The organism is Erythrobacter sp. EC-HK427 (assembly GCF_902498745.1).
GTDB lineage: Bacteria > Pseudomonadota > Alphaproteobacteria > Sphingomonadales > Sphingomonadaceae > Alteraurantiacibacter.
The window spans coordinates 235,002-259,058 of record NZ_LR701479.1 but is presented as its reverse complement, the minus strand read 5'-3'; the positions used below and the strand labels follow the sequence as shown (position 1 = coordinate 259,058).

Sequence of the window (24,057 nt, the reverse complement as noted above, 5' to 3'; positions counted from 1 at the left end):
ACCATGATCCGCACACCCGTTCTTTCCGCCATTGCCGCGAGCCTGCTTTTGGGCGGCTGCATCAGCCTGACGCCCGAAGCGCCCGCGCAATTGCTCACCCTCACCAGCAGCGCGCAAGTGCCAGCGGGCCATGCGCGCGAAGGCGATCCCGCCGCCGCGCTGGCGGTGCGCACCCCGGCGGTGACGCAGCGGCTGAATGTCACGCGCATTCCGGTCATCACCAGCGACAGCTCGCTCGCTTATCTTGCGGACGCGTATTGGGTGGAAAAGCCCGCGCAATTGTTCGCCAATATGCTCGCCGAAACGATCCGTTCGCAAGGCAACCGGATGGTGGTGACGGGCGGAGCAATGGAATACACCGCCGCGACGCAGCTTTCGGGCGAGCTGGCGGCGATGGATTACGATGCGGTCTCCGGCAGCGTGATCGTGCGCTATGATGCAGTGCTGCAATTGGCCGAAGGCCGTGTGCTGACCCGCCGTTTCGAACACCGGATTGATGGCATTCCAGCCGAAGCGAACGCCGTGGGCGCAGCGTTGAACGAGGCGGCGAACGTAGTGGCGGATCAGGTTGCGGAGTGGGTGGGTTAGGACAGCCTAACCGCGCACCGCCCGCGCAAATTCGGCGGCTTTTTCGAACGCTTCCAGCCGCGCTTTGCGGGTGCGCTCGGCAGCTTCGTCCCAGCCCCACAGCTCCGCCTGCCAGTCTTCCTCGGCATTGGCCGCGGCGAACAGGGTCGCCATGTCCTGCTCCTCGTCGAGCACGGCGAGCGGCACCACGATTGACGCGGCGAGCGATGCCAGTGTCACCAGCGCAGCCAGCGTGAACGCGTCCTCTCCCGCCAGCCTATTGCGCAGAACGGCCATCGTTTCTTCGGGCTGCGGGCGGGCGATAATCCCGCTAACCCGCGTCACCTTGGCATCGTGGCGCTGCTCGAAGGCGGAGACCAGCGGCTCCCACACGCTCTGCTGGCGCTTGTAGAGCGGTTCGTCCGGATCGGCGCGGTAGCACAGCGTGTCGGTGGCGGCATATTGCAGCAGCTTGTCCACCGTCGCGCTGCAATCGGGCTGCACCACATCCACGGCGAAATCGGCCAGATCGCGGAAGACAAAGCTTTTGGGGTCGATTTCCTCGCCTTGCGCGCGCCATTCTCCGGCGAGCAATTCGGCGGCGGCTTGCGTCGGAACAATCTGCGGGAGTTGCCGCCCCTGCGTCTTCAGCGCGCGGCTATCGAGCATGACCTGCCAGCCGCCATCGACCACGGCGATGGTTACTTCCGAATAGAAACGTTTCATGGCCTGCGCTTGCTGCTCCACTTTCGCGCGAGCACTTGGGGAATGACCAGCGCCTCGACAAGTCCGAGCGCGATCAGCACGTAGGCGATGACGCGCGGAATGTCCCATTCGCCCACCGCAATCGCGATGCCAATCAGCACCATGATCACGCCGCCCAGCCGCACGGCGTTGAGGATGAGGAAGCGGCCCTGCGCTTCGGTTTCGCTTGGGGAATTGTCAGCCATTGAGCAGCGCCTCCAGCGCGGCAATATCCTGCGCCACGGCTTCCGCGCCCGCGTGCAGCAATTCGGCAGGCTCGTGATAGCCCCAGGCGACCCCGATGGCGCGGGTGCCGGCGGCCTTGGCCATGTCGATATCGAACACGGTATCGCCGATCATCACCGTCTGCGCAGGCTCTGCCAGCGTATCGGCCATCGCCGCCTGCAACATGGCGGGATGCGGCTTGGACGGGTGGCGGTCTGCGGTATGGGTGGCGGCGAAAAGTTGCGTCAGCCTGTTCGCGGCGAGGGTGGCTGCCAGCCCGCGATCCGATTTTCCGGTGGCCACCGCCAGCGTCCAGCCTTGCCCGTGCAACCGGTGGAGCAGATCGACAATGCCGGGATAGAGCGGCTCGCGCAGAGACCCATCTTCGCGCGAGGCGCGGAAGGCCGCCTTGTAGGCTTCGACCGCCGCCGCCTGCTGCTCCGGCGCGGCGTCGGGCGCGAGGTGGCGGACCGCCTGCGGCAGGCTCAGCCCGACGATGCGGCGCACCTGATGCTGGTCGGGCGCGGGGAGGCCGGCGACGGCAAAAGCTGTATCCATCGCATGGCAAACGCCCGCCTGCCCGTCCGACAGCGTGCCGTCGCAATCGAACACGGCGAGGCGGATGGCGCTCACCGCGCCCCCTTCGGCTTGGGGCCGGGCCGCTTCTTTTCCGTAGAGACGCCGCGCGATTTGCGTTCGCCGCGGCGGGCCTTGCGGTATTGCTTGGCGTGCTGGCGGGCGGCCTGCTTCTTTTCTTCTTTGCTGCGTTCGGGCGGTGGGGTTGCGACCGGCCCGGCATCGCTCAGGTTCTCGTCAAATCCCAATTGCTCCATCGTCGCGGCGAAATGTTCGGGCAGCGGAGCGGTCACATCGATCATCTCGCCCTTGGGAGCATCGATGATGAGGCGGCGCGCGTGGAGGTGCATCTTGCGGCTGACGCTGCCGGTGAGGAACGCTTCCTGCCCGCCATATTTGCCATCGCCGACAATCGGATGGCCGATGGCCGCCATATGCACGCGCAGTTGGTGGGTGCGCCCGGTGAAAGGTTGCAGTTCGACCCAGGCCGCGCGATTGCCCGCGCGCTCGACCACGCGGTAGACCGTCTTGGCGGGCTGGCCGTTCTCGGTGTCGATATGCATCTTCTCGCCGCCGCTGCCCGGTTGCTTGCTGATGGGCGCTTCGATGGTGCCTTCGCGCACTTCGGGCACGCCGACGATGAGCGCCCAGTAGATCTTCTTCGCGCTGCGACCGGAAAACCGCTTGGAGAAAAACGCCGCGCTGCCTGCGGTGCGCGCGACCAGCAGCACGCCCGAGGTGTCCTTGTCCAACCGGTGGACGAGGCGCGGGCGCTGTTCGTCCTCGCCCGCAAAGGCATCAAGCAGGCCGTCGACATGGTGCTTCGTCTTGGTGCCGCCCTGCGTTGCCAGCCCCGGCGGCTTGTTGAGCACCAGCGCCGAATTCGTCCGCGAGATCAGCATGTCCTCTGCCTCGGCCACTTCCGCTTCGGTCAATTCGCGCCGCCCGCGCTGGGTGCGCCCGCCATCTTCTCCGCCCGGAGGAACGCGCAGCACTTGCCCTGCGGCGATCCGGTCTTCGGGCTTCACCCGCTTGCCGTCTACCCGCAGCTGGCCAGTGCGCGCCCAGCGGCTGACTGTGCCGAAACCGACCTGCGGCAGATGCCGCTTGAACCAGCGATCAAGCCGCACGCCGTCATCATCGGCCTCTACCGTAAACTGGCGAACCTGATCGGTGGCCTGATCTTTCCCGTCCCCGCTCATGCCAAAAGCCTCGTCATAAACAGGCCGAACAGGAACCCGCTCACGCCCAGTCCGATGCTAAGCATGATATAGGTGCCTGCCACCAGCACTTGCCCACGCTGCACCAGCATCGCGAGTTCGAGGCTGAAGGCGCTGAAGGTGGTGAAGCCGCCCAGCAGGCCGACGCCCAAGAGCAGGCGCAGTTGCTCGGCATTTTCCGGCGCGCTTTTCACCAGCCATCCGGCGAGCAATCCCATGGCGATGCTGCCCAGCGTGTTCGCCGCCAGCGTGGCCCATGGAAAGAAAGTCATCATCTGCGGCCCCATCCACGCGGTCATCGCGCGGCCGAGCTGGTAGCGCGCCAAAGCGCCGACCCCGCCGCCCAGCGCGACCATCAGCGAGGCCTGTAATTGTGGTGTGGTGTTTGCCATAGCGGCGGCTCTAGCCGTTGGGGCGGGTAAGGCAAACCGCAAAAGCGCGTCCGTTTCGCTTGCTTTTCCACCCGCTTTGGCATATCCGCCCCCTCAGCGAGCCGATCCCGAGAAGGATTCGGCGCATTTTCGTTTGGAATTTGCGGTGCACCCCGCGCCTTGATCCGCGGGCTCTGATCGTTTTGACAAGATAAGGTGGCAAGAATTTTATGCAGATCATCGTCCGCGATAACAATGTCGAGCAGGCCCTGCGCGCGCTCAAGAAGAAGCTGCAGCGTGAAGGTGTCTATCGCGAGATGAAGCTGCGCCGCCACTACGAAAAGCCGAGCGAAAAGCGCGCCCGTGAAAAGGCCGCCGCTGTCCGCCGCGCCCGCAAGATGGAGCGCAAGCGGATGGAACGCGACGGCATCAAATAAGCCTGCGTTCGGGGTAATCCGAAGGGCGCGCTTGAAAGCGCGCCGCAGCTAAGCCAAAGGGGCGTGAGAAGTTCGGCTTCCGCGCCCTTTTTGCTGCGCTGAAACCTGCGTGGAAGCATTTGCAAGGATTGAGAGAATCATGACCGAAGTCACCCGCGTTCCATTGCGCCCGATTGCCGGGGGATCGCTCGTCAAATTATGGCTAGGCGTGCTCGCCGCCGTGCTGCTGGCGGGCGGAATTGCCTGGGCGGCCATGCCCAAGGGCGTGACGGTGGACACGGTTACCGCAGGCGAGGGCGAAGGCCCGCAGCAGGGCGATGTCGTCTTCGTGCGCTATTCGGGAATGCTGGAGGACGGAACGGTGTTCGACCAGTCGCAGCCCGCGCAATGGCCGATCCCCGGCCTGCTGCCGGAAGGCACGCCGATGCTGCTGGAGCCCGATGCGCTGATTGTCGGCTTCTACGAAGGCCTGCTGCAAACGCAAAAGGGCGGTACCTATGAAATCTTCATCCCGGCGGAAAAGGCCTATGGCGCAGAGCCGCCCGAAGGCGCACCGATTCCGCCCAATGCCGATCTGACCTTCAACGTCGAAATCGTCGACTTCATGCCCGAAGCCGAAGCGCGCGAGCGGTTCCAGGCGATGGAGCAGATGCTGATGCAGGCTCAAGGCGGCGAAGGTGGCGAGGGTGCAGGCGGCGCGGCAACCCCGCCGGCCGAAGGCGCTCCGCAGTAAAAATCCGCCAAGCGGGCATTGCTCACCTTTTGCTCATGACGGCAGCGCGGCGAGCTGGCATGATCTGCTGACTGTGCAACAGGGGTGATAACAGCATGGACGAAACGGCGGATGCGGTAACACGGGTCGAAGGGGAAGACTGGGCGCTGCGCCCGTGGCTGCTCGCCGCGATTGGCGGGGTGGCGGGTTTGCTGCTCTACCACCTGCTCGACGGATGGGACAATGACGCGCCGCAGGCGTGGCGGCCCGCACTCTCTGCCTTCTGCTTCTTCGCCGCGGCCGCCGCCGGTTTCGTGCTGCGGCCGGTAAGGCTGGCCGAATCCTTGGTGTTTGCGCTTGGCCTTGGCGCGGTGATGGGCGGGATTGCCTGGCTCGCCGCCAATGCCGCCGAAAGCCGCGCTGCAACCGACTTCGCCTTTGCGGCGGGCGTGTTCTTCTCGCTGCTGGCGATCCCGCTGTTCCAAGCGGGTTTCCACCGCACCCGCTGGGCCACGCCCTATCTGCTCACCCATTTCCATGTGTGGACGGACGCGGTCAGCGCGGGCGGGGCGGTGCTGTTCATGGGGCTGAGCTGGCTGCTGCTCTGGCTGCTCCACGGCCTGTTCAGCCTCATCGGCATCACGGTGATCGAGGAGCTGATCCAGGAAGGCTGGTTCCCCGCCATCTTTATCGGCGCAACCCTCGGCGCGGCTTTGGGCGTGCTGCGCAACCAGCAGAGCATTATCGGCACCTTGCAACGCGTGGTGATGCTGGTGTTCGCGCTTCTGGCCGTGCCCTTTGCCGGTGCGATCCTGATCTTTGTCGTCATTCTGCTCGCCTCGGGCGGCAGCGCGCTGTGGGAAGCGACCGATTCGGCAACGCCGGTGCTGCTCGCCTGCGCGGTGATTTGCTTCATCCTGACCAATGCCGTGGTGCGCGATGACGACGAATCGCGCAGTGCCAACATCGTGATGCAAGCAGCCGCGCTGGTGCTGGCGCTGTGCATTCTGCCGCTGACCGTGTTCGCCGCGATCAGCATGGGCATCCGCATCGACCAGTATGGCCTCGCGCCCGAGCGCATCTGGGCCCTGATCGCGATTGCCATTTCGACCGCTTACGGGCTTGCCTATTGGGTCGGCGTGGCGCGCGGGCGACTGGCGGGCTGGAGTGCCAATCTGCGCCGCGCGAACTTGCATCTGGCAGTGGTGACCTGCGGCATCGCGCTGTTCCTCGCGCTGCCTTTCCTCGATTTCGGCGCGATTTCGACGCGCGACCAAGTGGCGCGGCTGGAAAGCGGAGCAGTGGCTCCGAGCGCGTTCGATTACACCGCGCTGCGCTGGGATTTCGGCGATGCCGGGCGCGCGGCTTTGGCGGAGCTGACGGAGAGCGAAGACGCGACAATCGCGCAATATGCGAGCGAAGCGCAGGCGCAGACGGAGCGGCCTTGGTATGGCGAGCGTCCGCAGCAGGAACTGGCGGGTATCGCGGAAAACGTCGATCTTGCCGCATTTGACGAAGCCACCGCAAGCGCGATCCGCGCTTACATTCGCGAAGAAGGCTATTTGTGCGAAGCGAGTGAAGGCACCGATCCGTGCCGGGTCGAATTGTTGGCAGAAGCGCCACAGGGCAAGTTGTTGGCATTGATCCCCGCAGACGACTACGCCAGCAATCCCCGATTGCTGTTGGTTAGACCCGGGGCTGTCCGCGCGGTTGAACAATATAGCCGCAACGGGGTGCTGGCCGACAACACCGCGACTGAGGTGCATAGTTCTACGGATGCCGAAGGGGTCGAACTGCGCCCCTATCAGGGGCAACAGCTCTTTATCGACGGCCAGCCTGTGGGTGATCCGTTCCGCTTCGAAGCGCGCCCGGAAACCACCGAACCCACCGAATAGCTTGAAGCACGCCCCCCGCATCGCTATCGGCTAGGCTATGTCCGTAACCCGAGAAGATGTGGCGAAAATCGCCAAGCTGGCGCGTATCGCGATGGACGAGCAGGAGCTCGACCGGATGGTGCCCGAATTCAACAATATCCTCGCCTGGGTCGAGCAATTGGGCGAGGTCGATACCGCCGGTGTCGAGCCCATGACTGCGGTCATCCCGCAAGCCCTGCGCCTGCGCGACGATGTGATCGATGCCGATCCGCAAACCGGCGGCGGGCGGCAGGACGATGTCCTCGCCAACGCGCCCGTGGCCGAGCACGGGTTTTACGGCGTGCCCAAGGTGATTGAGTGATTTTGCGTTTGGCGCGACCTGTTCCCCTCCCGCCTGCGGGAGGGGTTAGGGGAGGGCCTGTAATTTTGACCACCGCGTGCGGACAGGCCCTCCCCCGGCCCCTCCCGCAAGCGGGAGGGGAGATTTAAGTGACTGATCTGACATCCCTAGGCGTCCGCGAAATCCGCGATGGTGTGGCCGCTGGCAATTTCACCGCGCGCGAAGTCGCGGAGGCCTTCAACGCTGCGGTTGAAGCCGCAACCGCCCTCAATGCCTTCATCGTCACCACGCCGGAAAAGGCGCTGGAAGCCGCCGATGCGGTCGATGCCGCGCGCGCCAAGGGAGAAACGCTCGGCAGCATGGCGGGCGTGCCCATCGGCATGAAGGATCTGTTCGCCACCGATGGCGTGCAGACCACGGCAGCCAGCCACATCCTCGAAGGCTTCACCCCGCGCTACGAAAGCACCGTCTCGGCCAAGCTGTGGGAAGCGGGCTGCGGGATGCTGGGCAAGCTCAATCTTGACCAGTTCGCGATGGGTTCGTCGAACGAAACCTCCTATTTCGGCAATGTCTGCTCACCATGGCGCAAGGAAGGCTCGAACGCCGCGATGAGCCCCGGCGGCTCTTCCGGCGGCTCCTCCTCCGCCGTGGCCGCACGTATTGCGCCCGCCGCGACCGGCACCGATACCGGCGGCTCGATCCGCCAGCCCGCCGCCTTCACCGGCATTTGCGGGATCAAGCCGACCTATGGCCGCTGCTCGCGCTGGGGCGTGGTGGCCTTCGCCAGCTCGCTCGATCAGGCCGGGCCGATGGCGCGCAGCGTCGAGGATTGCGCGATCATGCTCGGCGCGATGGCGGGGTTCGACCCGAAGGACGCGACCAGCCTTGATGCGCCCGTGCCCGACTGGTTTGGCGGCCTCAACGCCGATTTGCGCGGCAAGAAAGTCGGTATTCCCAAGGAATACCGGATGGACGGCACGTCGCAGGAAATCCTCGATAGTTGGGAAAAGGGCGCAGAATGGTTGCGCGATGCCGGGGCGGAAATCGTCGAGGTTTCGCTGCCGCACACCAAATACGCGCTGCCCGCCTATTACATCGTCGCGCCTGCCGAGGCATCGAGCAATCTCGCCCGCTATGACGGCGTGCGCTACGGCCTGCGCGATCTGCCCGAGGGCGCTGGCCTGCAGGATATGTACGCCGCCACCCGCGCCGCAGGTTTCGGCGACGAGGTGAAGCGCCGCGTGATGCTGGGCACCTATGTTTTGAGCGCGGGCTTCTACGATGCCTATTACACGCAGGCGATGAAGGTGCGCACGCTGGTGCAGCGCGATTTCGACGCGGCTTTCGGGCAGTGCGACGTAATTCTCGCGCCCACCACGCCCACGCCGAGCTTCCCGCTGAATTCGCTGAACGACGATCCGCTGACGATGTATCTGAACGATGTCTTCGCGGTGCCCGCCTCGCTGGCGGGCCTTCCTGCGATGAGCGTCCCGGCAACGGTGACTGCGGACGGCCTGCCGCTGGGCCTCCAGCTGGTAGGCCGCGCGATGGACGAGCAGGGCGTGCTGAATGCGGGCTTGGCGATAGAGCAGCGCGCGGGGTTCGTGGCGAAGCCGGAGCGGTGGTGGTAATGAGGCTAAAGGTCACGCCCATTTATGGTTGGGGCTGGCCAGACGGCTCCGATGTTCCGGCGCCTTTCGAAGCTGATCTCGCGCAAGTTGATAATCGGCTATCCGGAACTGTGCTTCTCGGCGAATACGCCGGTTGGCAAATCGGATTGAGCAAGCGGCACGCTGGCAATTTCGATGGTTACTGCAATTTGCTGCTTACTTCGGAGGATCGCCAGGTTGCGGGTTACGCGAAGATCGCGGCTGACGCGGTTGCGCTTTAGACCCAAACCCTTTCGTTTGTCCCAATCCGCGCCAAAAAGCGCCCTTGGCTCACGCCAAATAGTGGCAACCTCCCCACCCTCAAGCTAAACGCAGCCCCATGCCGCTTCGTTGCCTCGTCTATCTGCCGCATAGCTATACCGGGCGCGGGCCGGCGGAGAGTTGTGTGCAGATCATCCGCTATTTTCGCGCCGGGGGGGTAGAACCTGAACTCCATGTCGGGCGCGTGCGGCGGGCGCTGCCTGACACGGTGACCGCCCGTCCGGCGCTTTCCGGTCTGTTCAAACTGCTGCCGTGGCGCTCGGTGCAGCGTCTGGCGATGCGCAGAATCGACACGCAGTTCCGCGCCGCCTTGGCTACTGGTGAGCCGGGGATTGCCTATTTCTGGCCGACACCCGATCCCGCCCTGGTCGCGGCGGCGAGGGATGCGGGCTGGGTGACGGTGCGGGAAATGACCAACCGCACGCTCGCTGCGGCCAAGGCCAGTCTGGACGAAGGCTTTGCGCGCGCGGGGGAGAGCCTCCCGCACCATATCAGCGAAGCGCGCGTTGCGGCCGAGCGGGCCGAGCTGCCCTTCTACGATCTGGTCTTCTCCTCGAACGCGGATGTTGACCAATCGCTGCGCGAGTTGGGCGTGGAAGAAGCGCAGATTCTCCAGACGACCTTCGGCTGGCCCGATGCGCTGACCGCGCCGCCGCGCCGTGCTGCCGGAGGGACGCTCACAGTCGGCTATCTCGGCACGCTCTCCATAGGCAAGGGGATTCCCGACCTGCTCGATGCGTGGGCGCGGTTTGATGGCGTGGGCGAGTTGCATCTGGCGGGGCCGGTCGACTGGTCGGTCGAGGCGCACGTGAACGCCGCGAAGCAGAATGACACGCGCATCACGCTGGCGGGCTATCTTGCGGATGTGGGAGCGTTTTTCGCCGCTTGCGATGTGGTGGTCATCCCCACGCTCGACGAAGGCGGGCCGCAAGTGACCTATGAGGCGGCGGCGACGGGCGCGGCGATCATCGCCACGCCGATGGCGCGGGCGCGGATGCTGGAGCATGATCGCAACGCGCTGATCGTGCCGTGCCACGATCCGATTGCGCTGGCTGCGGCGCTACAGGCTTTGGCGGGCGATGTCGCTCTGCGTCAGCGGCTGGGCGAACAGGCGCAGGCCGATGCGCAGGCGTTCCGCTATAGCGCAGTGGGACAGAGCCGCGCGGAAATGCTGCGCGAGCGGGTGCAGGCGCTGCGGGGTAACTAATCCCGCCAAATCACCGTCTCGAACGGTTTTTCCGGCTCTCCCTCCGCCATCGGCACCAGCCGCGCCTCCTGCTCCCCGTGCAGATAGGCCGCGAAGGCATAGCTGTTGGGCAGATAGGCGACCTCGCAGCCCAGATCGGCAAACGCACGTACCGTGTCGGCAGCACCGTCCAGCACCTCGGCCACGATGGTCACGCGCGCCAATGGATGCGCCGCCATCCAGCTTAGCAGCTCGGCCAGCACCGGCCCCTCTGCGCCTTCGATGTCGATCTTGAAGAACAGCTCCGCCGCAGGATCAAGCTGCACCAGCGACAGCAAGGGGGCTGCGCGCACCACCGCGTGCACCGCGCCGCTGGTCTTCACCACGCTGCGGCTGCCGGTATTGGTCGCGCCGGAAACGTCGTGCAGCGCCAGCTCGCCTTCCTCCGCCGCCAGCGCGACATTGTGCACCACGCCGGCAAAGCCCGCCGCGCGCAAATTCGCCTGCGCCAGCTGCGCCATTTCGGGGGAGGCTTCGAACCCCGTCACCCGCGCACCCAAATTCGCCGCCAGCACGCTGAAATAGCCGATATTCGTCCCGCAATCGTAGAACTGCGTGTCCAGCCCCACGCGCGCTTTCACAAGGGCGGTGAGGTTCGGCTCCCATGTGCCGAAGGTGTAGATATAGCGGCTCACCATATCACGCGCATTGCCGTGCAACGCGAAGCCGTGGCGCGTTGTGAGGCGCGAGGTCGCGCGCACCCGCCCCAGCAGCGAGGCGACATAATAACGGGCTTTCCAGAACGGCAGCATCGGGATGCCTTTTCGCTTATCGCGCGCGATCAGAAAAGCCCGCAAAGCCCCTTTTCCTTTGCGCGCCGCTGGCTTATTCGCAATGGCCATGAGCACTTACACAATTCAGGGCGCAACGGGCGAGTGGGAAGTCGTGATCGGCCTCGAAGTCCATGCGCAGGTCACTTCCAACGCCAAGCTGTTTTCCGGCGCGGCGACCGCGTTCGGGGCGGAGCCGAACAGCCAGGTTTCTCTGGTCGATGCGGCGATGCCGGGGATGCTCCCCGTGCCCAACCGCGAATGCATCAGGCAGGCGGTTCGCACCGGCATGGCGATTGACGCGCAGATCAATGCGTGGAGCCGGTTTGACCGGAAGAACTACTTCTACGCCGATTTGCCGCAGGGCTACCAGATCAGCCAGCTCTATCACCCCATCGTCGGCGAAGGTTCGATCACCATCGACGCTGACGAGAAAGCGGGCATTCCCGAAGACAAGGTGATCGGGATCGAGCGCATTCACGTCGAGCAGGATGCGGGCAAGCTGATGCACGACCAGCACCCGACCATGTCCTATGTCGATCTCAACCGCACGGGCGTGGCGCTGATGGAGATCGTCTCGAAGCCCGATATGTGCTCGCCTGCGGAGGCGGGGGCCTATGTGCGCAAGCTGCGCGCGATCCTGCGCTATGTCGGCAGTTGCGACGGGAATATGGAAGAAGGCTCGATGCGCGCGGACGTCAACGTCTCCGTGCGCAAGCCGGGCGAGGAATTCGGCACCCGCACCGAAACGAAGAACGTCAATTCGGTGCGCTTCGTGATGCAGGTGATCGAATATGAAGCGAACCGCCAGGTCGATCTGATCGAGAGCGGCGGCACGGTCGATCAGGAAACGCGGCTGTTCGATCCGGGCACCGGTACTACGCGGACGATGCGTTCCAAAGAGGACGCGCATGATTACCGCTACTTCCCTGATCCTGACCTGCTGCCGCTGGAACTGGACGACAGCTTCCTTGCCGAATGCCGCGCCAGCCTGCCCGAGCTGCCCGACGCCAAGCGCGCACGGTATGAAAACGAGCTGGGCCTGACGCCCTATAATGCGCGCGAACTGACCGCCGAGGTGGAAACCTTCGCGCGGTTTGAAACGCTGCTGGCGGAAACTGCCAAGGCGCTCGGGAAAAGCGAGGCGAAGGTGGCGACGCCGGTCGCCAACTGGGCGCTCTCGGTCGCGCCGGGCGTGATCAAGTCGCTGGGTGACGAGGCCGATGCGAGCCACGCCACCGCCGCGCGGCAGGCGGCAATCCTGAAGATGCAGGATGCGGGCGAGATTTCGGGCGGTCAGGCGAAGGAAATCTTCGAAATCGTCCTGAAAACCGGCCGCGAACCCGACGAGATCGCCGAGACTGAAGGCTTGAAGCAGGTGAGCGATACCGGCGCGATTGAGGCGGCGATTGACGCGATCATCGCCGCCAATGGCGACAAGGTGGATGAATATCGCAGCGGGAAAGACAAGTTGTTCGGCTTCTTCGTCGGCCAGACGATGAAAGCGATGCAGGGCAAGGCAAATCCGGCTGTGGTGAACCAGATTTTGAAGGACAAGCTGGGGTAGGATTGCGCCAGCTTCTTGCTAAGCTAACCTCATGTTGTTGGTAAATGTCTTTTCGCCGGTTTGCAGCTTGGGTGCTTTATTGTTGCTCGCCGCTTGCGCCGAAACCGAGCCTGACACCGTGGAGCTTGATCCCTTCTTCCCCGAAGATGCCGGAGCAATTATTGCTCCAGTGCCTCTTGCCGAGGCTAGCGAATTAGACGGTCAGCTTTTTCCTTCCTATCTTTTGACCACCCAGAGTGGCTGCAGTTATCCTGCAATCGACAATCCAACTATCTTGGATGAGTTTTCGGCCGAGTGGTACGGCTCTCATTTGAATGCAGCGGGCGAACCGCCTCTGACAGAATTGGCCGCAGGCTCTCCTGAGCGACTGCACATCAGATTTATCTGGCTGCGAACCTTCGATCAGCCAATGATTGTGAGGATTCACGAGGATGGGCCAGGTCAAGCGAGCATAGAGGCGAAGCGTCTTTCCGGGGCTGGAGGTTACGAGCCCGGGGAATTCCTTAGAACTTTGGAGCGCGAATTGTCCTCTGCCGAATGGGAAGATTTGATGGCAGTTATTGCCGAGAACGATTTGGAAAACGAAGCGGCGGTATCTTGTAATATCGGTAACGATGGAGCGCAGTGGATTCTCGAAGTCGTCGAGAACGGCGATTACTCGTTTTACGAACGGTGGACTCCCGAAACTGGCAATGTGCGGAATTTGGGTTTGCATCTGTTGCAGCTTACGGGATGGAACCTCGAGCCAATCTACTAGAGCTGGCTATTTGCGCTGCTATGATGCTTCGCTCCAGGATAAATTTTGTAAAATCATCTCAGCCCATCAGCATCTCCCTTTACGACCAACGGAATCTCCGTAAGCAGCGTGGTGAAGGGGACGTTTACCATGACAGGATTCGGCAAGTTTCTCGTCGGCGCGGCGGCTACGTCGTTGCTCGCTTGGGGGGCGCACGCGATGACGGGCGCGGAGTATATCGACGGGCTGGAAAGCTCGGCGCAAAGCACATTGGATGGCCTCGGCCTGCCCGATGGCGCGACGCTCGCGATGAAGCGCGATCCGCTCGCCCGCGTGGCGGTGATTTCGGGCGTGACCGATCCGGCCGAGCGGGAACGCATCCGCGCGGCGCTGCTCGCCATTCCGGGTATGGGCGGGGTCGAGTTTACCGATGCTGCTGATGGTTCCGGCGAAGCGGCTCCGGCGGCGGACGCCGGTGAAGCGACCGAAAGCGCCGAGGTCGTCGCCTGCCAGTCGGATATCGACGCAGTGATGGCGGGCAAGGTCATCAATTTCCAGAGCGGCAGCGCCTATATGCCTGACAGTTCGCTCGCCGTGGTGGCCGAAGTCGCCGAAGCGCTTGGCAATTGCCCCGATCTCGCGGTGGCGATTGAAGGCCATACCGATGCGACCGGCAGCCCGGCGGTCAACCAGACGTTGAGCCAGGCGCGCGCTGACGCGGTTGCTGCTGCGCTGACCGAACGCGGGATTGCCGCAGCACGCATCTCCGCGACCGGCAAGGGATCGAGCGAACCGGTGATGGAAGGCGCGTCGGCAGAAGCCAACGCCGCCAACCGCCGCATCGAATTCGACATTTCCGGCGGCACCGCCCCGGCCACTCCGGCAGAGGGAGAATAATCATGCCGCTGCTTATGGAAAGCTGGCTCCTGCTCATCATCGCCTTCCTGCTTGGCCTTGGCATTGCCTGGCTGATCTGGGGCCAGAAGTAACCCGCACGGGAAGGATGACGCGATGTTTGAACTGATTTTTGACAATCCGATCCGTTTCCTGCTGGCGATTGCCATCGGGTTTGCCACCGGCTGGTGGATCTGGGCGCACATGCAGCGCGTGACTGGCGCGGCTGAACCTGCGGCTGCTCCGGCACCGGCTCCCGAGCCTGCGCCTGCGCCCGAACCCGTAGCCGAACCAGAGACGGTTGAGGCTCCGGCATCAGAGCCGATGGCCGCTGCGGCACCCGTCGCCGCCGCCATGGCTGCGCCCAATATCGCCGCTGCAGTGGGCGAAGATGATGATCTCACCAAGATCAACGGCATCGGCCCCAAACTCTGCGCGCTGTGCAACAGCTTCGGCGTGCGCCGGTTTGACCAGATCGCCGAATGGGGCGAGCGCGAAGTCGCCGAAGTCGATGCGCATCTCGGCAGCTTCAAGGGCCGCATCACCCGCGATGAATGGGTCGAACAGGCGAAACTGCTCGCCGCCGGTAATCTGGCAGAGTGGGAAGCGCGCTTCGGCTACAAGGCGAAGTAAGGCTGGCATCATGGCGTGGCGGCGGTAAGGCACGTCCGCCATGACCTCTATCGTCCTTATCCAGCCGGAGATTCCCGGCAACACTGGCGCGGTCGGGCGCACCTGCGTGGCGCTGGATATGGAGCTGGTGCTGATCCATCCGCTGGGCTTCACCATTACCGACAAGAGGGTGAAGCGGTCGGGGCTGGATTACTGGACCCATGTGCGGCTGGCGGAGTTTGCTTCATGGGAGGCGTTCCTCGCGGAGCGGCAACCGCGCGAAGGCCAGCTGTTCCTTTTCGAGGAATTCGGTAGCACCAGTTTTTACGAACCAGACTATCCCGATGATGCGCTGCTGGTGTTCGGGCAAGAGACGAAGGGCATTCCGCGCGCGATTATCGAGCGGCATCCGGGCCGGCTGTTCCACCTGCCGATGCGGTCGGAACACATCCGCTCGCTCAATCTGGCGAACACGGTGACAGCGGCGGCGTATCAGGCGCTGCGGGGGAAGATTTAGGCCGCCTCACTCTCCACTCCGCCCGCCACGTAAGGCCGCAACAATTCGCGCACTTCCACCTTCGCCTTCAGCCGTGCGCAAAGCAGCGCGGTGCCGCTGATCTTGCGCTGGACGAAGAGCGTTTCCACCGGCGGGATGTGCCACGCGCTGCGGTCTTCGGCGATGGCCATGCCTTCGTCCCGGATGACGGAGACAAAAGCGCGGTCGCCGAAATCGAACGGGCCGGGGCGGTTGAGTTCGGTGATGATGATGTCGGCGATCCGGTCAAACCGCGCGCCTTGCGAGGCGAGCATGGCATTGCTGATAAAGCCCGCCTCCAGCGCGGCGGCGCGCACGGCATCGCGGTCTTGCGCAAGGCCCGCCACCAGCAAGCCGCGATAGCTTTGCACCACCGCCGGATCGACCACGCGGGTTGCGCCAAAATCGAGCAGCACCAGTTTGCCGGTATCGGGCTGATAGCGATAATTGGCGAAATTGGGATCGGTCTGCATCACGCCGAACTCGAACATTTCGCGCAGCACCAGCGCGATGATGGTGCGGGCGATGCGGTCGCGTTCGTCCTGCGCGGCGGATTCCGCTTCCTCCACCGGTCGACCGGGGATGAAGTCCATGGCGAGCACCCGCCCGGTCGAAAATTCCTCCGCCATGGCGGGGACCACGAAGCCATCCTCGCCCGACAGCCGCTGCCGGTAGAGCATCATTTGCTCGCCCTCGCGCACATAGTCGGCTTCTTCGTGCAATTGCCGCTTCGCCTCTTCCAACAGCACGCTCATGTCGAGTTCGGCGGGCAGCAGTCTGGAGACGCGCAGCAAGGTGGCGACATTGTCGACATCGGCATCAATGCTTTCCTTGACGCCGGGATATTGCACCTTGATCGCCAGATCGCGCCCGTCCTTGGTCGTCGCCTTGTGCACCTGGCCGATGGAGGCGGCGGCAATCGGGCGCGGGTTGAAGTGCTTGAAACGGGCGAGCCAGCCTTTGCCCCATTCGGCATCGAGCACGTCGCGCAGCTGGTTCGGCGGCATCCGGTCGGCTTGCTCGCGAACGCGGGCGATAATCTGGGCGAGCTCGGGCGGCAGCATATCGCCCGCATCCATGCTGATCATCTGCCCCATCTTCATCGCCGCACCGCGCAGGTGCGACAGGCGATCCGCCAGCCGCGCTGCATTGGCAGGGGTGAGCATCGCATCGCGCAGACGCGGACGCTCGCCGCGCGCCAACCGCCGTGCACCTTCAGCCAGCACACCGCCCGCAACGCCGCCCGCCAGTCGCCCGAACGCGCCGAGCCGCGCGGCACGGCTGCTGGGCACCGCTCGGCTGCGGTAATTGTCGGGGGCGTCGTCATCCATGGCGGGGGCTTTCTCGTGGGCAGTGCAGACAGAAGGAACGAGGTGCCCTGCTGGTTCCCGTATTCTCCCGACAGTTGCAGCCTACAAATTGCCGCCCAGCAAAAGCCCCGCCATCGCGCCCGCTCCGATCAGTGCTGGGGCAACCCATGCGCCTTTCAGCCGGTAGGCGCCCGCCAGCACCGCCAGGAACATCGCTCCGCCGACCAACGACGCTGTCATGCGCTCGTGCAACACCAAGGCGAGATCCACCAAAGTCGCGCCGATCACGCCGACTGCCGCCGCCGCCACGCCGTCGAGCAGGCTGTGCAGCCGCGGCTGGGTGAGCAGCGCCTCCATCCGCTCGAAGAACAGCATCGAGAAGGCAAAGGCAGGCAGGAACATCCCGGCGGTGATCGCCAGCGCACCAGCAAAACCGCCTGCGACATAGCCGGTAAAGGTGGCGAAAATGACCAGCGGCGCGGGCAGGGCATTGGCAATCGCCACCCCGTCGAGAAATTGTGCATCGTCGAGCCACCCGCGCCCGACCGTATCGGCGCGGACATAGGGGATGGCGGTATAGGCCCCGCCAAAGGTGAGCAGCCCGCCCTTGAGCCCCGCCAGAAACAATGCGAGCGGCGCGGCGGCACCGGTCGCCATCGTCTGCACGATGCCGGTATCGGGCGAGGCAGGCAGCAGCGCGCAGGCGGCGAGCGAAACCAGTGCGAGGATGATCGGCGCAGCGCCCCTCGGCAGATTGGCCGCATAGGCGAGGCCAGCGACCGCGAGGGTAATCCAGAACGGAACGCCTGCCACCGTCGCGACCAGCGCGACAAGGCCGATCCCCCACAGATCTGCATTGGTCAGGATGTGGCCGCCGATCTTGTGGATCGCCCGCAGGATGATCGCCAGCACCGCAATCTGTACGCCAGTCAGCAGCGTCACCAGATCGGCATTGCCCGCGACAAAGCGCATATAGGCCCAGCCGCAGGCGAGCATCAGCAGAAAGCCGGGCAACATGAAGCCAAGGCCTGCCAGAAGCCCGCCCAGCCTCCCGCGCGCCACGATGCCCATATGCACGCACAATTCGTGCGCTTCGGGGCCAGGCAGCGCCTGCATCACCGCGAGCAGGCGATTGAAGCGGTCGGAGGAAATCCAGCCCAGCCGGTCAACCAGTTCCTCGCGCACCATGGCAATCTGCGCGACCGGCCCGCCAAAAGCGAGCGCGCCAAAGCGCAGGAATTTGCCGAACAGTCCGGGCAGCGAAATGGTGATGGGCGGAGGAGCGGTCACCGTCCGGTGCCGCGCTTCTGGGATCAGGCCTTGCGCGTTGCGGTCAGCGCCATTTTGCCGAGCATACCCGCATCGATAGTGCCCTTTACATCGTCACCAGCAACGGTGGCTTCACAATCGAGCGTCATCGGCAGCGGCATATTCATTTTCATCTTCCAGTTCAGCGTATCCCCGCTGATCGTGCCGTCGCGGATGTCCATTTGCCCCAGCGTGCCGGTGAGCGAACCGTTAAAGCCGGTTCCGTCATCGTTGGGAACGATGGTGATTTCGCCGGTCTGTTCGCCCATGGGGGTGTTCACGACGAAATCATAGGTGCCGCCAACGGTGCTCATAACTCTCTCCTGAAAATGACTGTGCGCGCCGCGCTGTTACAGGTCTTCGGCGTCGATATAGGTGATATCCATGCCCAGCGTCTCCAGCTGCGGATCGATGGTCGCGCGGTCACCCACCACCACGATCACGAAATCATCGGGCTGGAGATAGGTGGCCGCGGCCGCATTGATCGCATCGGCATCCACCGCGCGGTAAATGTCGGGCAGGCTCAACTGGTAACGCAGATCGCGGCCCAGCAGGATGTTGGAAACAAGCGCACCCAGCACCTGGCTGTTGGTTTCGAAACGGTTGGGCAGGTTGCGGATATTGCCATCGGTCACGCGCTGGAATTCCACCGCATCGACGGGGCGGGTGGCGGGGAAAGCGGCCATCTGGTCAAGGATGACGCGGATCGAATCCGCCGTGCGGTCTGCCTGCACCTGCGTTTGCACCTGATAGCGGCGCGGCCCTTCGGCGGTCGCGATGAAGCTGCTGATGCCGTAGGTCCAGCCGCGCGTTTCGCGCAGATCGGTGTTGAGCCGCGAGAGGAAACCGCCGCCCATCACTTCGTTCGCCAGTTCGATCGTCTCGAAGCCCTCGGGCTGGCCGCGGAACGGCGTCAGGCGACCGAGCACGAGATAGCTGGAAGGCGAGTTGGGCCGGTTTACCACCACCAGACGGGTGGCGGGGGCCGGAACCGGCGCGTCGATATTGCGCGGCGAGGGCGCGTTGGCGGGTGCTTCCCAATCACCGAACACCCCTTCGAGCGCGCTGGTGAGCTCGGCCATGCTGACATCGCCGACCACGGTGATGGTGGCGAGATCGGGGCGGAACCATTCGGCGTGTTCAGCCGCAAGGTCAGCCGGAGTCAGCGCCGCGACCACGTCCGCATCGCCAGCCGTCGAGGCGAAGGCATAGGGATGGGCGGGGCCATAGACCTGCTGCAGGAAGGCCCGCGAGGCGAGCCCGCCGGGATTGGCAAGCTGCTGCTCGATACCGGCGATCCGCTGGTTCTTAACCCGCTCGACATCGCCCTCGGCGAATGCGGGGTTGCGCACCACATCGGCCATCAGCGCCAGCGAGGGGCGCAGATTGGCGGTGAGCGCGGTGAGCGACACAGTGGTCGTTTCCGCTCCGGCACCGGCACCAAGGAAAGCGCCGAGCGCCTCTTGTTCCTGCGCGATTTGCAGCGCGCTGCGGCTGGTCGTGCCTTCGACCAGCAGATCGACCATGGTTTCGTGCACGCCCGCCTGCCCGATGGGATCGGCGACCGAGCCCGCTTCGAAAATCATCGCCAGCGAGACTTGGGGTACGGCCTCGCGCCGCGCCAGCACCACTTCGATGCCGTTCGACAGCGTGGCGCGCTCGACATTGGGGAAAGTCAGCGCGCCCACCGGTTCGGGTGCGGGCAGAGCGCGTTCGGGGCCGGTGCGGGCGACCGCGACGGCGCTGCCGGCATCGGGTTCGGGCGCGGGCGTCGTCGCCTCGTCGCCCCAGCCGCCGAGCAGTGCACCGTCGAGCGTGCGCTCACCCGGGCTGACCACCAGCGTCATGGAGGGGCGGGTCAGCCAGCGTTCCATCGCCGCGCGCACGTCTTCGGGCGTCAGCATCGCCATGCGTTGCAGTTCACCGATGAAGAAGCCGGGGTTGCCCGTGTAAAGCAGTCCTTCGGCAAGCATTTCGCCCTTGCCGCCGAAGTTGCCCACGCGCTGCTGCGAACCGATGGCGCCTGCCGCGATCTGCGTGACCGCGCGGTTGATTTCCTCCTGCGTCGGCCCTTCGGCGATCATGCGGGTGATTTCCGCTTCGAGCGCGGCCTGCGCTGCCTCGCGCGAAACGCCGCTTGCCACATCGACCTGCGCTTGCAGGAAGGAAAGCTGTTCGTGCTGCTGCGAATAGGCAAAAACGCTGGTCGCCAGCTCTTCGCCGCGCACCATGCTGTTATCGAGCCGCGAGGAATTCAGTCCGCCAAGGATCGACATCCCGATTTGCAGCGGCACGGCATCGGGGTGTTCCATGCCGGGGCCCGTCCACGCCTGATAGACGCGGGTCAGCGGCACCTGATCGGTGATCTCGCGGACAATCGGTGCGGCCAGCGTGACCGGCCCGGCCTCTGGCGTCACGACATCGGGCCCGCGTTCGATATCGCCGAACCAGCGTTCGACCATCGGGCGCGCGGTGGCCGCATCGATATCGCCAGTCAGCGCGAGGACGACATTGTTCGGCCCGTAATTGTCACGGAACCAGCTCTGCACGTCTTCCAGCGAAGCGGCGGACAGATCGGCCATCGAACCGATCGTCGAGTGGCGATAGGGGTGGCCGACGGGCAGCAGTTCTTCATTGATGACGTAATCATCAAGGCCATAGGGGCTGTTATCGCCCTGCCGCTTTTCGTTCTGCACCACGCCGCGCTGGTTATCGAGCTTCTCTTGCGTCACCGCACCGAGCAGATAGCCCATACGGTCGCTTTCCATCATCAGCGCCAGATCGAGCGCGCCGGTCGGCACGACTTCGACATAATTGGTGCGGTCATACCAGGTGGAGCCATTGGTGCTGGTGGAGCCTGCCGCTTCCAGCGGAATGTCGAAATTCTCCACATTTTCGCTGCCGCCGAACATCAGATGCTCGAAGAGGTGCGCAAATCCGGTGCGCCCGCGCGGTTCGTGCTTGGATCCCACGCGGTAGTAGGTCGTGACGCCGACAATGGGCGCCTTACGGTCAGTATGCACCACCACTTGCAGGCCGTTTTCCAGCGTGAAGGTTTCATACGGAACCTGGAAATCGGCGATAATCGCTTCGAGGCTGGCAGGTTCAACTTCGGGCTCCGCTGCAGGCTCGGCCACCACCGGATCGGAGACGGCGACGGGCGGCGCTTCGACAGTGGCACAGCCGATCAGGGCCAAAGCAGCGGTTGCGGGAAGGAGCGAGCGGAGCGTGGTGCGGAGTCTCATGGGCGCGACTGTTAGCACGATCATTGCACAGGGAAAGCCGTTTCACGCGCAACCGGCTTTGCGCGTGGTTGCAATGGCAATATTTTCGACCAATGATCGAAAAATGCGGGCCAACGCCCCTTGTGTTGCGTAAGTGCAACACTATGTGTCGAGGGTAATTCCGAGAGGGGACAACACGCACATGAATCTCGAAAAATTCACCGACCGCGCCAAGGGCTTCCTGCAAAGCGCGCAGACCGTGGCGATCCGGATGTCGCACCAGCGCATTTCGCCCGAGCATATTCTGAAGGCTCTGCTGGAGGACTCAGAAGGCATGGCCGCCGCGCTGATCCAGCGCGCGGGCGGCAATCCGGGTGTGGCGGTGCAGCAGGTTGACGCGCTGCTTGCCAAGGTGCCTGCAGTCAGCGGAACGGGCGCGCAGGCGACGCCGGGGCTCGACAATGATTCGGTGCGGCTGCTCGATAGCGCCGAGCAAGTGGCGGACAAGGCGGGCGATTCCTACGTCACCGTCGAACGCCTGTTGCTCGCTTTCGCGCTGGCTAAGGAGACCAAGGCTGGCAAGGCACTCGCCGATGCGGGGATCACTCCGCAGGCGCTCAACACGGCTATCGAGGAGCTGCGCAAGGGCAAGAATGCCGACAGCGCCAATGCCGAGGCGACCTATGACGCGATGAAGAAATATGCCCGCGATTTGACGCAGGCAGCGCGGGACGGGAAGCTGGATCCGGTGATCGGGCGGGACGAGGAAATCCGTCGCGTCATCCAGATTCTCGCCCGGCGGACGAAGAACAATCCGGTGGTGATCGGCGAACCCGGCACCGGAAAAACCGCGATTGCAGAGGGACTTGCGCTGCGCATCGCCAATGGCGACGTGCCCGACAGCCTGAAGGATCGCCGCCTGATGGCGCTCGATCTCGGCTCGATGATCGCGGGCGCGAAATATCGCGGCGAATTTGAAGAGCGGCTCAAATCCGTGCTCGACGAGGTGAAGGGTGCGGACGGCGAAATCATTCTTTTCATTGATGAAATGCACACCCTCATCGGCGCGGGCGCGTCCGAGGGAAGCATGGATGCGTCCAACCTCCTGAAACCCGCATTAGCGCGCGGTGAGCTGCACACAATTGGTGCAACCACGCTCGACGAGTACCAGAAATATGTCGAGAAGGACGCGGCGCTCCAGCGGCGTTTCCAGCCGGTCTATGTCGACGAGCCGAGCGTCGAGGATACGATTTCGATCCTGCGCGGCATCAAGGAAAAATACGAACTGCATCACGGCGTGCGGATTACCGATGGCGCGATTGTTGCAGCGGCCAAATTGTCCGAACGCTACATCACCGACCGTTTCCTGCCCGACAAGGCGATCGACCTGATGGACGAAGCCGCCAGCCGTATCCGCATGGAAGTGGAATCGAAGCCCGAGGAGATCGAGAATCTCGACCGGCGGATTATCCAGCTCAAGATCGAGGAGCATTCGCTTACCAAGGAAAGCGATACGGCATCGAAGGAACGGCTTGTTGCCTTGCGCGAAGAGCTCGCCAATCTGGAGCAGCAATCGTCAGAACTCACCACCCGCTGGCAGAACGAGCGCGACAAGATCCACGCCGAGGCGAAAATCAAGGAAGACCTTGATGCCGCGCGGATCGAACTCGACCAGGCGCAGCGCAGTGGCGATCTCGCCAAGGCGGGCGAGCTGCAATACGGCACCATTCCGGCGCTTGAAAAGCAGCTGGCCGAAGCCGGCTCGCACACCGAGAATGCGCTGCTCAAGGAAGAGGTGACCGAGGATGATATCGCCTCCGTCGTCAGCCGGTGGACGGGCATCCCCATCGACAAGATGATGGAAGGCGAGCGCGAAAAGCTGCTCCAGATGGAAGAGGCGCTGGGCAAGCGGGTGATCGGGCAGGAAAAGGCGATTACCGCTGTGTCCAAAGCCGTGCGCCGCGCGCGGGCAGGCTTGCAGGATCCGGGGCGGCCGATGGGCAGTTTCCTCTTCCTTGGGCCGACGGGCGTCGGCAAAACCGAGCTGACCAAGGCGCTCGCCGCCTTCCTGTTTGACGACGACAACGCGATGGTGCGCATCGACATGAGCGAATTCATGGAGAAGCACGCAGTCGCCCGGCTGATCGGCGCGCCTCCCGGCTATGTCGGCTATGACGAAGGCGGCGTGCTGACCGAAGCCGTGCGGCGGCGGCCCTATCAGGTCGTGCTGTTCGACGAGGTCGAGAAGGCGCATCCCGATGTCTTCAATGTGCTGCTGCAAGTGCTCGACGATGGCCGCCTGACCGACGGGCAGGGGCGCGAGGTCAATTTTGCCAACACGCTGATTATCCTCACCAGCAATCTGGGCAGCCAGTATCTGTCCAGCCTCGGTGCGGAGCAGAAGGTGGAGGAGGTGGAGGATCAGGTGATGGAAGTGGTGCGCGGCCATTTCCGCCCCGAATTCCTCAACCGGCTGGACGAGATCGTGCTGTTCCACCGGCTGGCGCAGGAGCACATGGCCCCCATCGTCGATATCCAGGTGGCGCGGGTGCAGAAGCTGCTGAAAGACCGCAAGATCGTGCTCGACCTGACCGAGGGCGCAAAAAAGTGGCTGGGCCGCGTCGGCTATGATCCGGTGTATGGCGCAAGGCCGCTGAAGCGCGCGGTGCAGCGTTATCTGCAAGACCCGCTCGCTGAAAAGCTGCTGGCAGGCGAAGTGCCCGATGGCTCCACCGTCCGGATTGACGAAGGCGAGGGCGCGCTGGAGATGGTTGTCAGCTGAACACCATTGTTGTGGCCCAAAAAAGCCCTTCCCCTTGGGGATGGGTGGGGATGGGGGTTCGACGGCAATGATGTCG

23 protein-coding genes are annotated in these 24,057 nt (G+C 64.0%); 13 read left to right on the top strand and 10 right to left on the bottom strand.

Features of this window, described 5'->3' with window-relative positions; all coding sequences use genetic code 11:
* Window positions 1-3: 3 nt before the first annotated feature.
* A complete protein-coding gene (locus tag GC121_RS01310) occupies window positions 4-588 on the top strand; it encodes an ABC-type transport auxiliary lipoprotein family protein (protein ID WP_151972375.1) in 585 nt (194 codons plus the stop codon).
* A gap of 6 nt (window positions 589-594) precedes the next feature.
* On the opposite strand, the gene GC121_RS01305 is transcribed toward GC121_RS01310, so the two are convergent.
* Genes GC121_RS01305 through crcB form a run of 5 tightly spaced genes read right to left on the bottom strand, consistent with a single transcriptional unit; the run spans window position 595 to window position 3,724 of the window.
* Window positions 595-1,293 (bottom strand): ATP12 family chaperone protein, encoded by a 699-nt coding sequence (locus tag GC121_RS01305; RefSeq protein ID WP_151972373.1) that lies wholly within the window; start codon window positions 1,291-1,293, stop codon window positions 595-597.
* Complete coding sequence (locus GC121_RS01300) at window positions 1,290-1,517, bottom strand: hypothetical protein (RefSeq protein WP_151972371.1); 228 nt, start codon at window positions 1,515-1,517, stop codon at window positions 1,290-1,292. Before GC121_RS01300 ends, GC121_RS01305 begins: the two co-directional genes overlap by 4 nt.
* Window positions 1,510-2,160: an HAD-IA family hydrolase gene (locus GC121_RS01295; RefSeq protein ID WP_151975530.1), complete on the bottom strand. Its 651-nt coding sequence runs from the start codon at window positions 2,158-2,160 to the stop codon at window positions 1,510-1,512. The genes GC121_RS01300 and GC121_RS01295 overlap by 8 nt, the downstream gene beginning before the upstream one ends.
* A gap of 5 nt (window positions 2,161-2,165) precedes the next feature.
* Window positions 2,166-3,314 (bottom strand): RluA family pseudouridine synthase, encoded by a 1,149-nt coding sequence (locus tag GC121_RS01290; RefSeq protein ID WP_151972369.1) that lies wholly within the window; start codon window positions 3,312-3,314, stop codon window positions 2,166-2,168.
* Complete coding sequence (gene crcB, locus GC121_RS01285; RefSeq protein ID WP_151972367.1) at window positions 3,311-3,724, bottom strand: fluoride efflux transporter CrcB; 414 nt, start codon at window positions 3,722-3,724, stop codon at window positions 3,311-3,313. The genes GC121_RS01290 and crcB overlap by 4 nt, the downstream gene beginning before the upstream one ends.
* 209 nt (window positions 3,725-3,933) lie before the next feature.
* On the opposite strand from crcB, the gene rpsU reads away from it, so the two are divergent.
* The 6 genes from rpsU to GC121_RS01255 all read left to right on the top strand — a co-directional run bounded on the left by rpsU (window position 3,934) and on the right by GC121_RS01255 (window position 10,204).
* On the top strand, window positions 3,934-4,140 hold the full coding sequence (gene rpsU / locus GC121_RS01280; RefSeq protein ID WP_120048079.1) for a 30S ribosomal protein S21: 207 nt from the start codon (window positions 3,934-3,936) through the stop codon (window positions 4,138-4,140).
* A 139-nt stretch (window positions 4,141-4,279) separates the two neighbouring features.
* Window positions 4,280-4,873: an FKBP-type peptidyl-prolyl cis-trans isomerase gene (locus tag GC121_RS01275; RefSeq protein ID WP_151972365.1), complete on the top strand. Its 594-nt coding sequence runs from the start codon at window positions 4,280-4,282 to the stop codon at window positions 4,871-4,873.
* Between the two features lie 95 nt (window positions 4,874-4,968).
* On the top strand, window positions 4,969-6,747 hold the full coding sequence (locus GC121_RS01270) for a DUF4153 domain-containing protein (protein WP_151972363.1): 1,779 nt from the start codon (window positions 4,969-4,971) through the stop codon (window positions 6,745-6,747).
* A 37-nt stretch (window positions 6,748-6,784) separates the two neighbouring features.
* Window positions 6,785-7,087: an Asp-tRNA(Asn)/Glu-tRNA(Gln) amidotransferase subunit GatC gene (gene gatC / locus GC121_RS01265; RefSeq protein WP_151972361.1), complete on the top strand. Its 303-nt coding sequence runs from the start codon at window positions 6,785-6,787 to the stop codon at window positions 7,085-7,087.
* A 128-nt stretch (window positions 7,088-7,215) separates the two neighbouring features.
* On the top strand, window positions 7,216-8,697 hold the full coding sequence (gene gatA, locus GC121_RS01260) for an Asp-tRNA(Asn)/Glu-tRNA(Gln) amidotransferase subunit GatA (protein ID WP_151972359.1): 1,482 nt from the start codon (window positions 7,216-7,218) through the stop codon (window positions 8,695-8,697).
* A 358-nt stretch (window positions 8,698-9,055) separates the two neighbouring features.
* Window positions 9,056-10,204: a glycosyltransferase gene (locus tag GC121_RS01255; protein WP_151972357.1), complete on the top strand. Its 1,149-nt coding sequence runs from the start codon at window positions 9,056-9,058 to the stop codon at window positions 10,202-10,204.
* Here the strand turns inward: GC121_RS01255 and GC121_RS01250 are convergent.
* A complete protein-coding gene (locus tag GC121_RS01250) occupies window positions 10,201-10,995 on the bottom strand; it encodes an FkbM family methyltransferase (protein ID WP_234421054.1) in 795 nt (264 codons plus the stop codon). The two genes, GC121_RS01255 and GC121_RS01250, sit on opposite strands and share 4 nt — an antisense overlap.
* 88 nt (window positions 10,996-11,083) lie before the next feature.
* Between GC121_RS01250 and gatB the strand changes: the two genes are divergently transcribed.
* The 5 genes from gatB (at window position 11,084) to GC121_RS01225 (ending at window position 15,339) form a co-directional block, all read left to right on the top strand.
* Window positions 11,084-12,580, top strand: a complete 1,497-nt coding sequence (gene gatB / locus GC121_RS01245) for an Asp-tRNA(Asn)/Glu-tRNA(Gln) amidotransferase subunit GatB (RefSeq protein ID WP_151972352.1) — start codon at window positions 11,084-11,086, stop codon at window positions 12,578-12,580.
* Window positions 12,581-12,611: 31 nt separating this feature from the next.
* The gene (locus tag GC121_RS01240) at window positions 12,612-13,337 is read left to right on the top strand and encodes a hypothetical protein (RefSeq protein WP_151972349.1); all 726 of its coding nucleotides are present in this window, start codon (window positions 12,612-12,614) and stop codon (window positions 13,335-13,337) included.
* A 129-nt stretch (window positions 13,338-13,466) separates the two neighbouring features.
* Window positions 13,467-14,213 carry an OmpA family protein gene (locus GC121_RS01235; RefSeq protein WP_151972347.1) on the top strand — a complete coding sequence of 249 codons (747 nt, stop codon included), beginning with the start codon at window positions 13,467-13,469 and terminating at the stop codon, window positions 14,211-14,213.
* 114 nt (window positions 14,214-14,327) lie between these two features.
* Window positions 14,328-14,843, top strand: a complete 516-nt coding sequence (locus GC121_RS01230; RefSeq protein ID WP_151972344.1) for a hypothetical protein — start codon at window positions 14,328-14,330, stop codon at window positions 14,841-14,843.
* A gap of 40 nt (window positions 14,844-14,883) precedes the next feature.
* The gene (locus GC121_RS01225) at window positions 14,884-15,339 is read left to right on the top strand and encodes a tRNA (cytidine(34)-2'-O)-methyltransferase (RefSeq protein ID WP_151972342.1); all 456 of its coding nucleotides are present in this window, start codon (window positions 14,884-14,886) and stop codon (window positions 15,337-15,339) included.
* On the opposite strand, the gene GC121_RS01220 is transcribed toward GC121_RS01225, so the two are convergent.
* The 4 genes from GC121_RS01220 to GC121_RS01205 all read right to left on the bottom strand — a co-directional run bounded on the left by GC121_RS01220 (window position 15,336) and on the right by GC121_RS01205 (window position 21,220).
* Entirely contained in the window at window positions 15,336-16,688 is a 1,353-nt protein-coding gene (locus GC121_RS01220; RefSeq protein WP_151972339.1) for an AarF/ABC1/UbiB kinase family protein, read from the bottom strand. The genes GC121_RS01225 and GC121_RS01220 overlap by 4 nt on opposite strands.
* Window positions 16,689-16,769: 81 nt before the next feature.
* A complete protein-coding gene (gene chrA, locus GC121_RS01215; protein ID WP_151972336.1) occupies window positions 16,770-17,957 on the bottom strand; it encodes a chromate efflux transporter in 1,188 nt (395 codons plus the stop codon).
* Window positions 17,958-17,980: 23 nt separating this feature from the next.
* Window positions 17,981-18,289 (bottom strand): hypothetical protein, encoded by a 309-nt coding sequence (locus GC121_RS01210; protein WP_151972333.1) that lies wholly within the window; start codon window positions 18,287-18,289, stop codon window positions 17,981-17,983.
* 36 nt (window positions 18,290-18,325) lie between these two features.
* Window positions 18,326-21,220, bottom strand: a complete 2,895-nt coding sequence (locus tag GC121_RS01205) for a pitrilysin family protein (protein WP_151972331.1) — start codon at window positions 21,218-21,220, stop codon at window positions 18,326-18,328.
* Window positions 21,221-21,401: 181 nt separating this feature from the next.
* On the opposite strand from GC121_RS01205, the gene clpB reads away from it, so the two are divergent.
* Window positions 21,402-23,981, top strand: a complete 2,580-nt coding sequence (clpB, locus tag GC121_RS01200) for an ATP-dependent chaperone ClpB (protein ID WP_151972329.1) — start codon at window positions 21,402-21,404, stop codon at window positions 23,979-23,981.
* Window positions 23,982-24,057 lie beyond the last annotated feature (76 nt).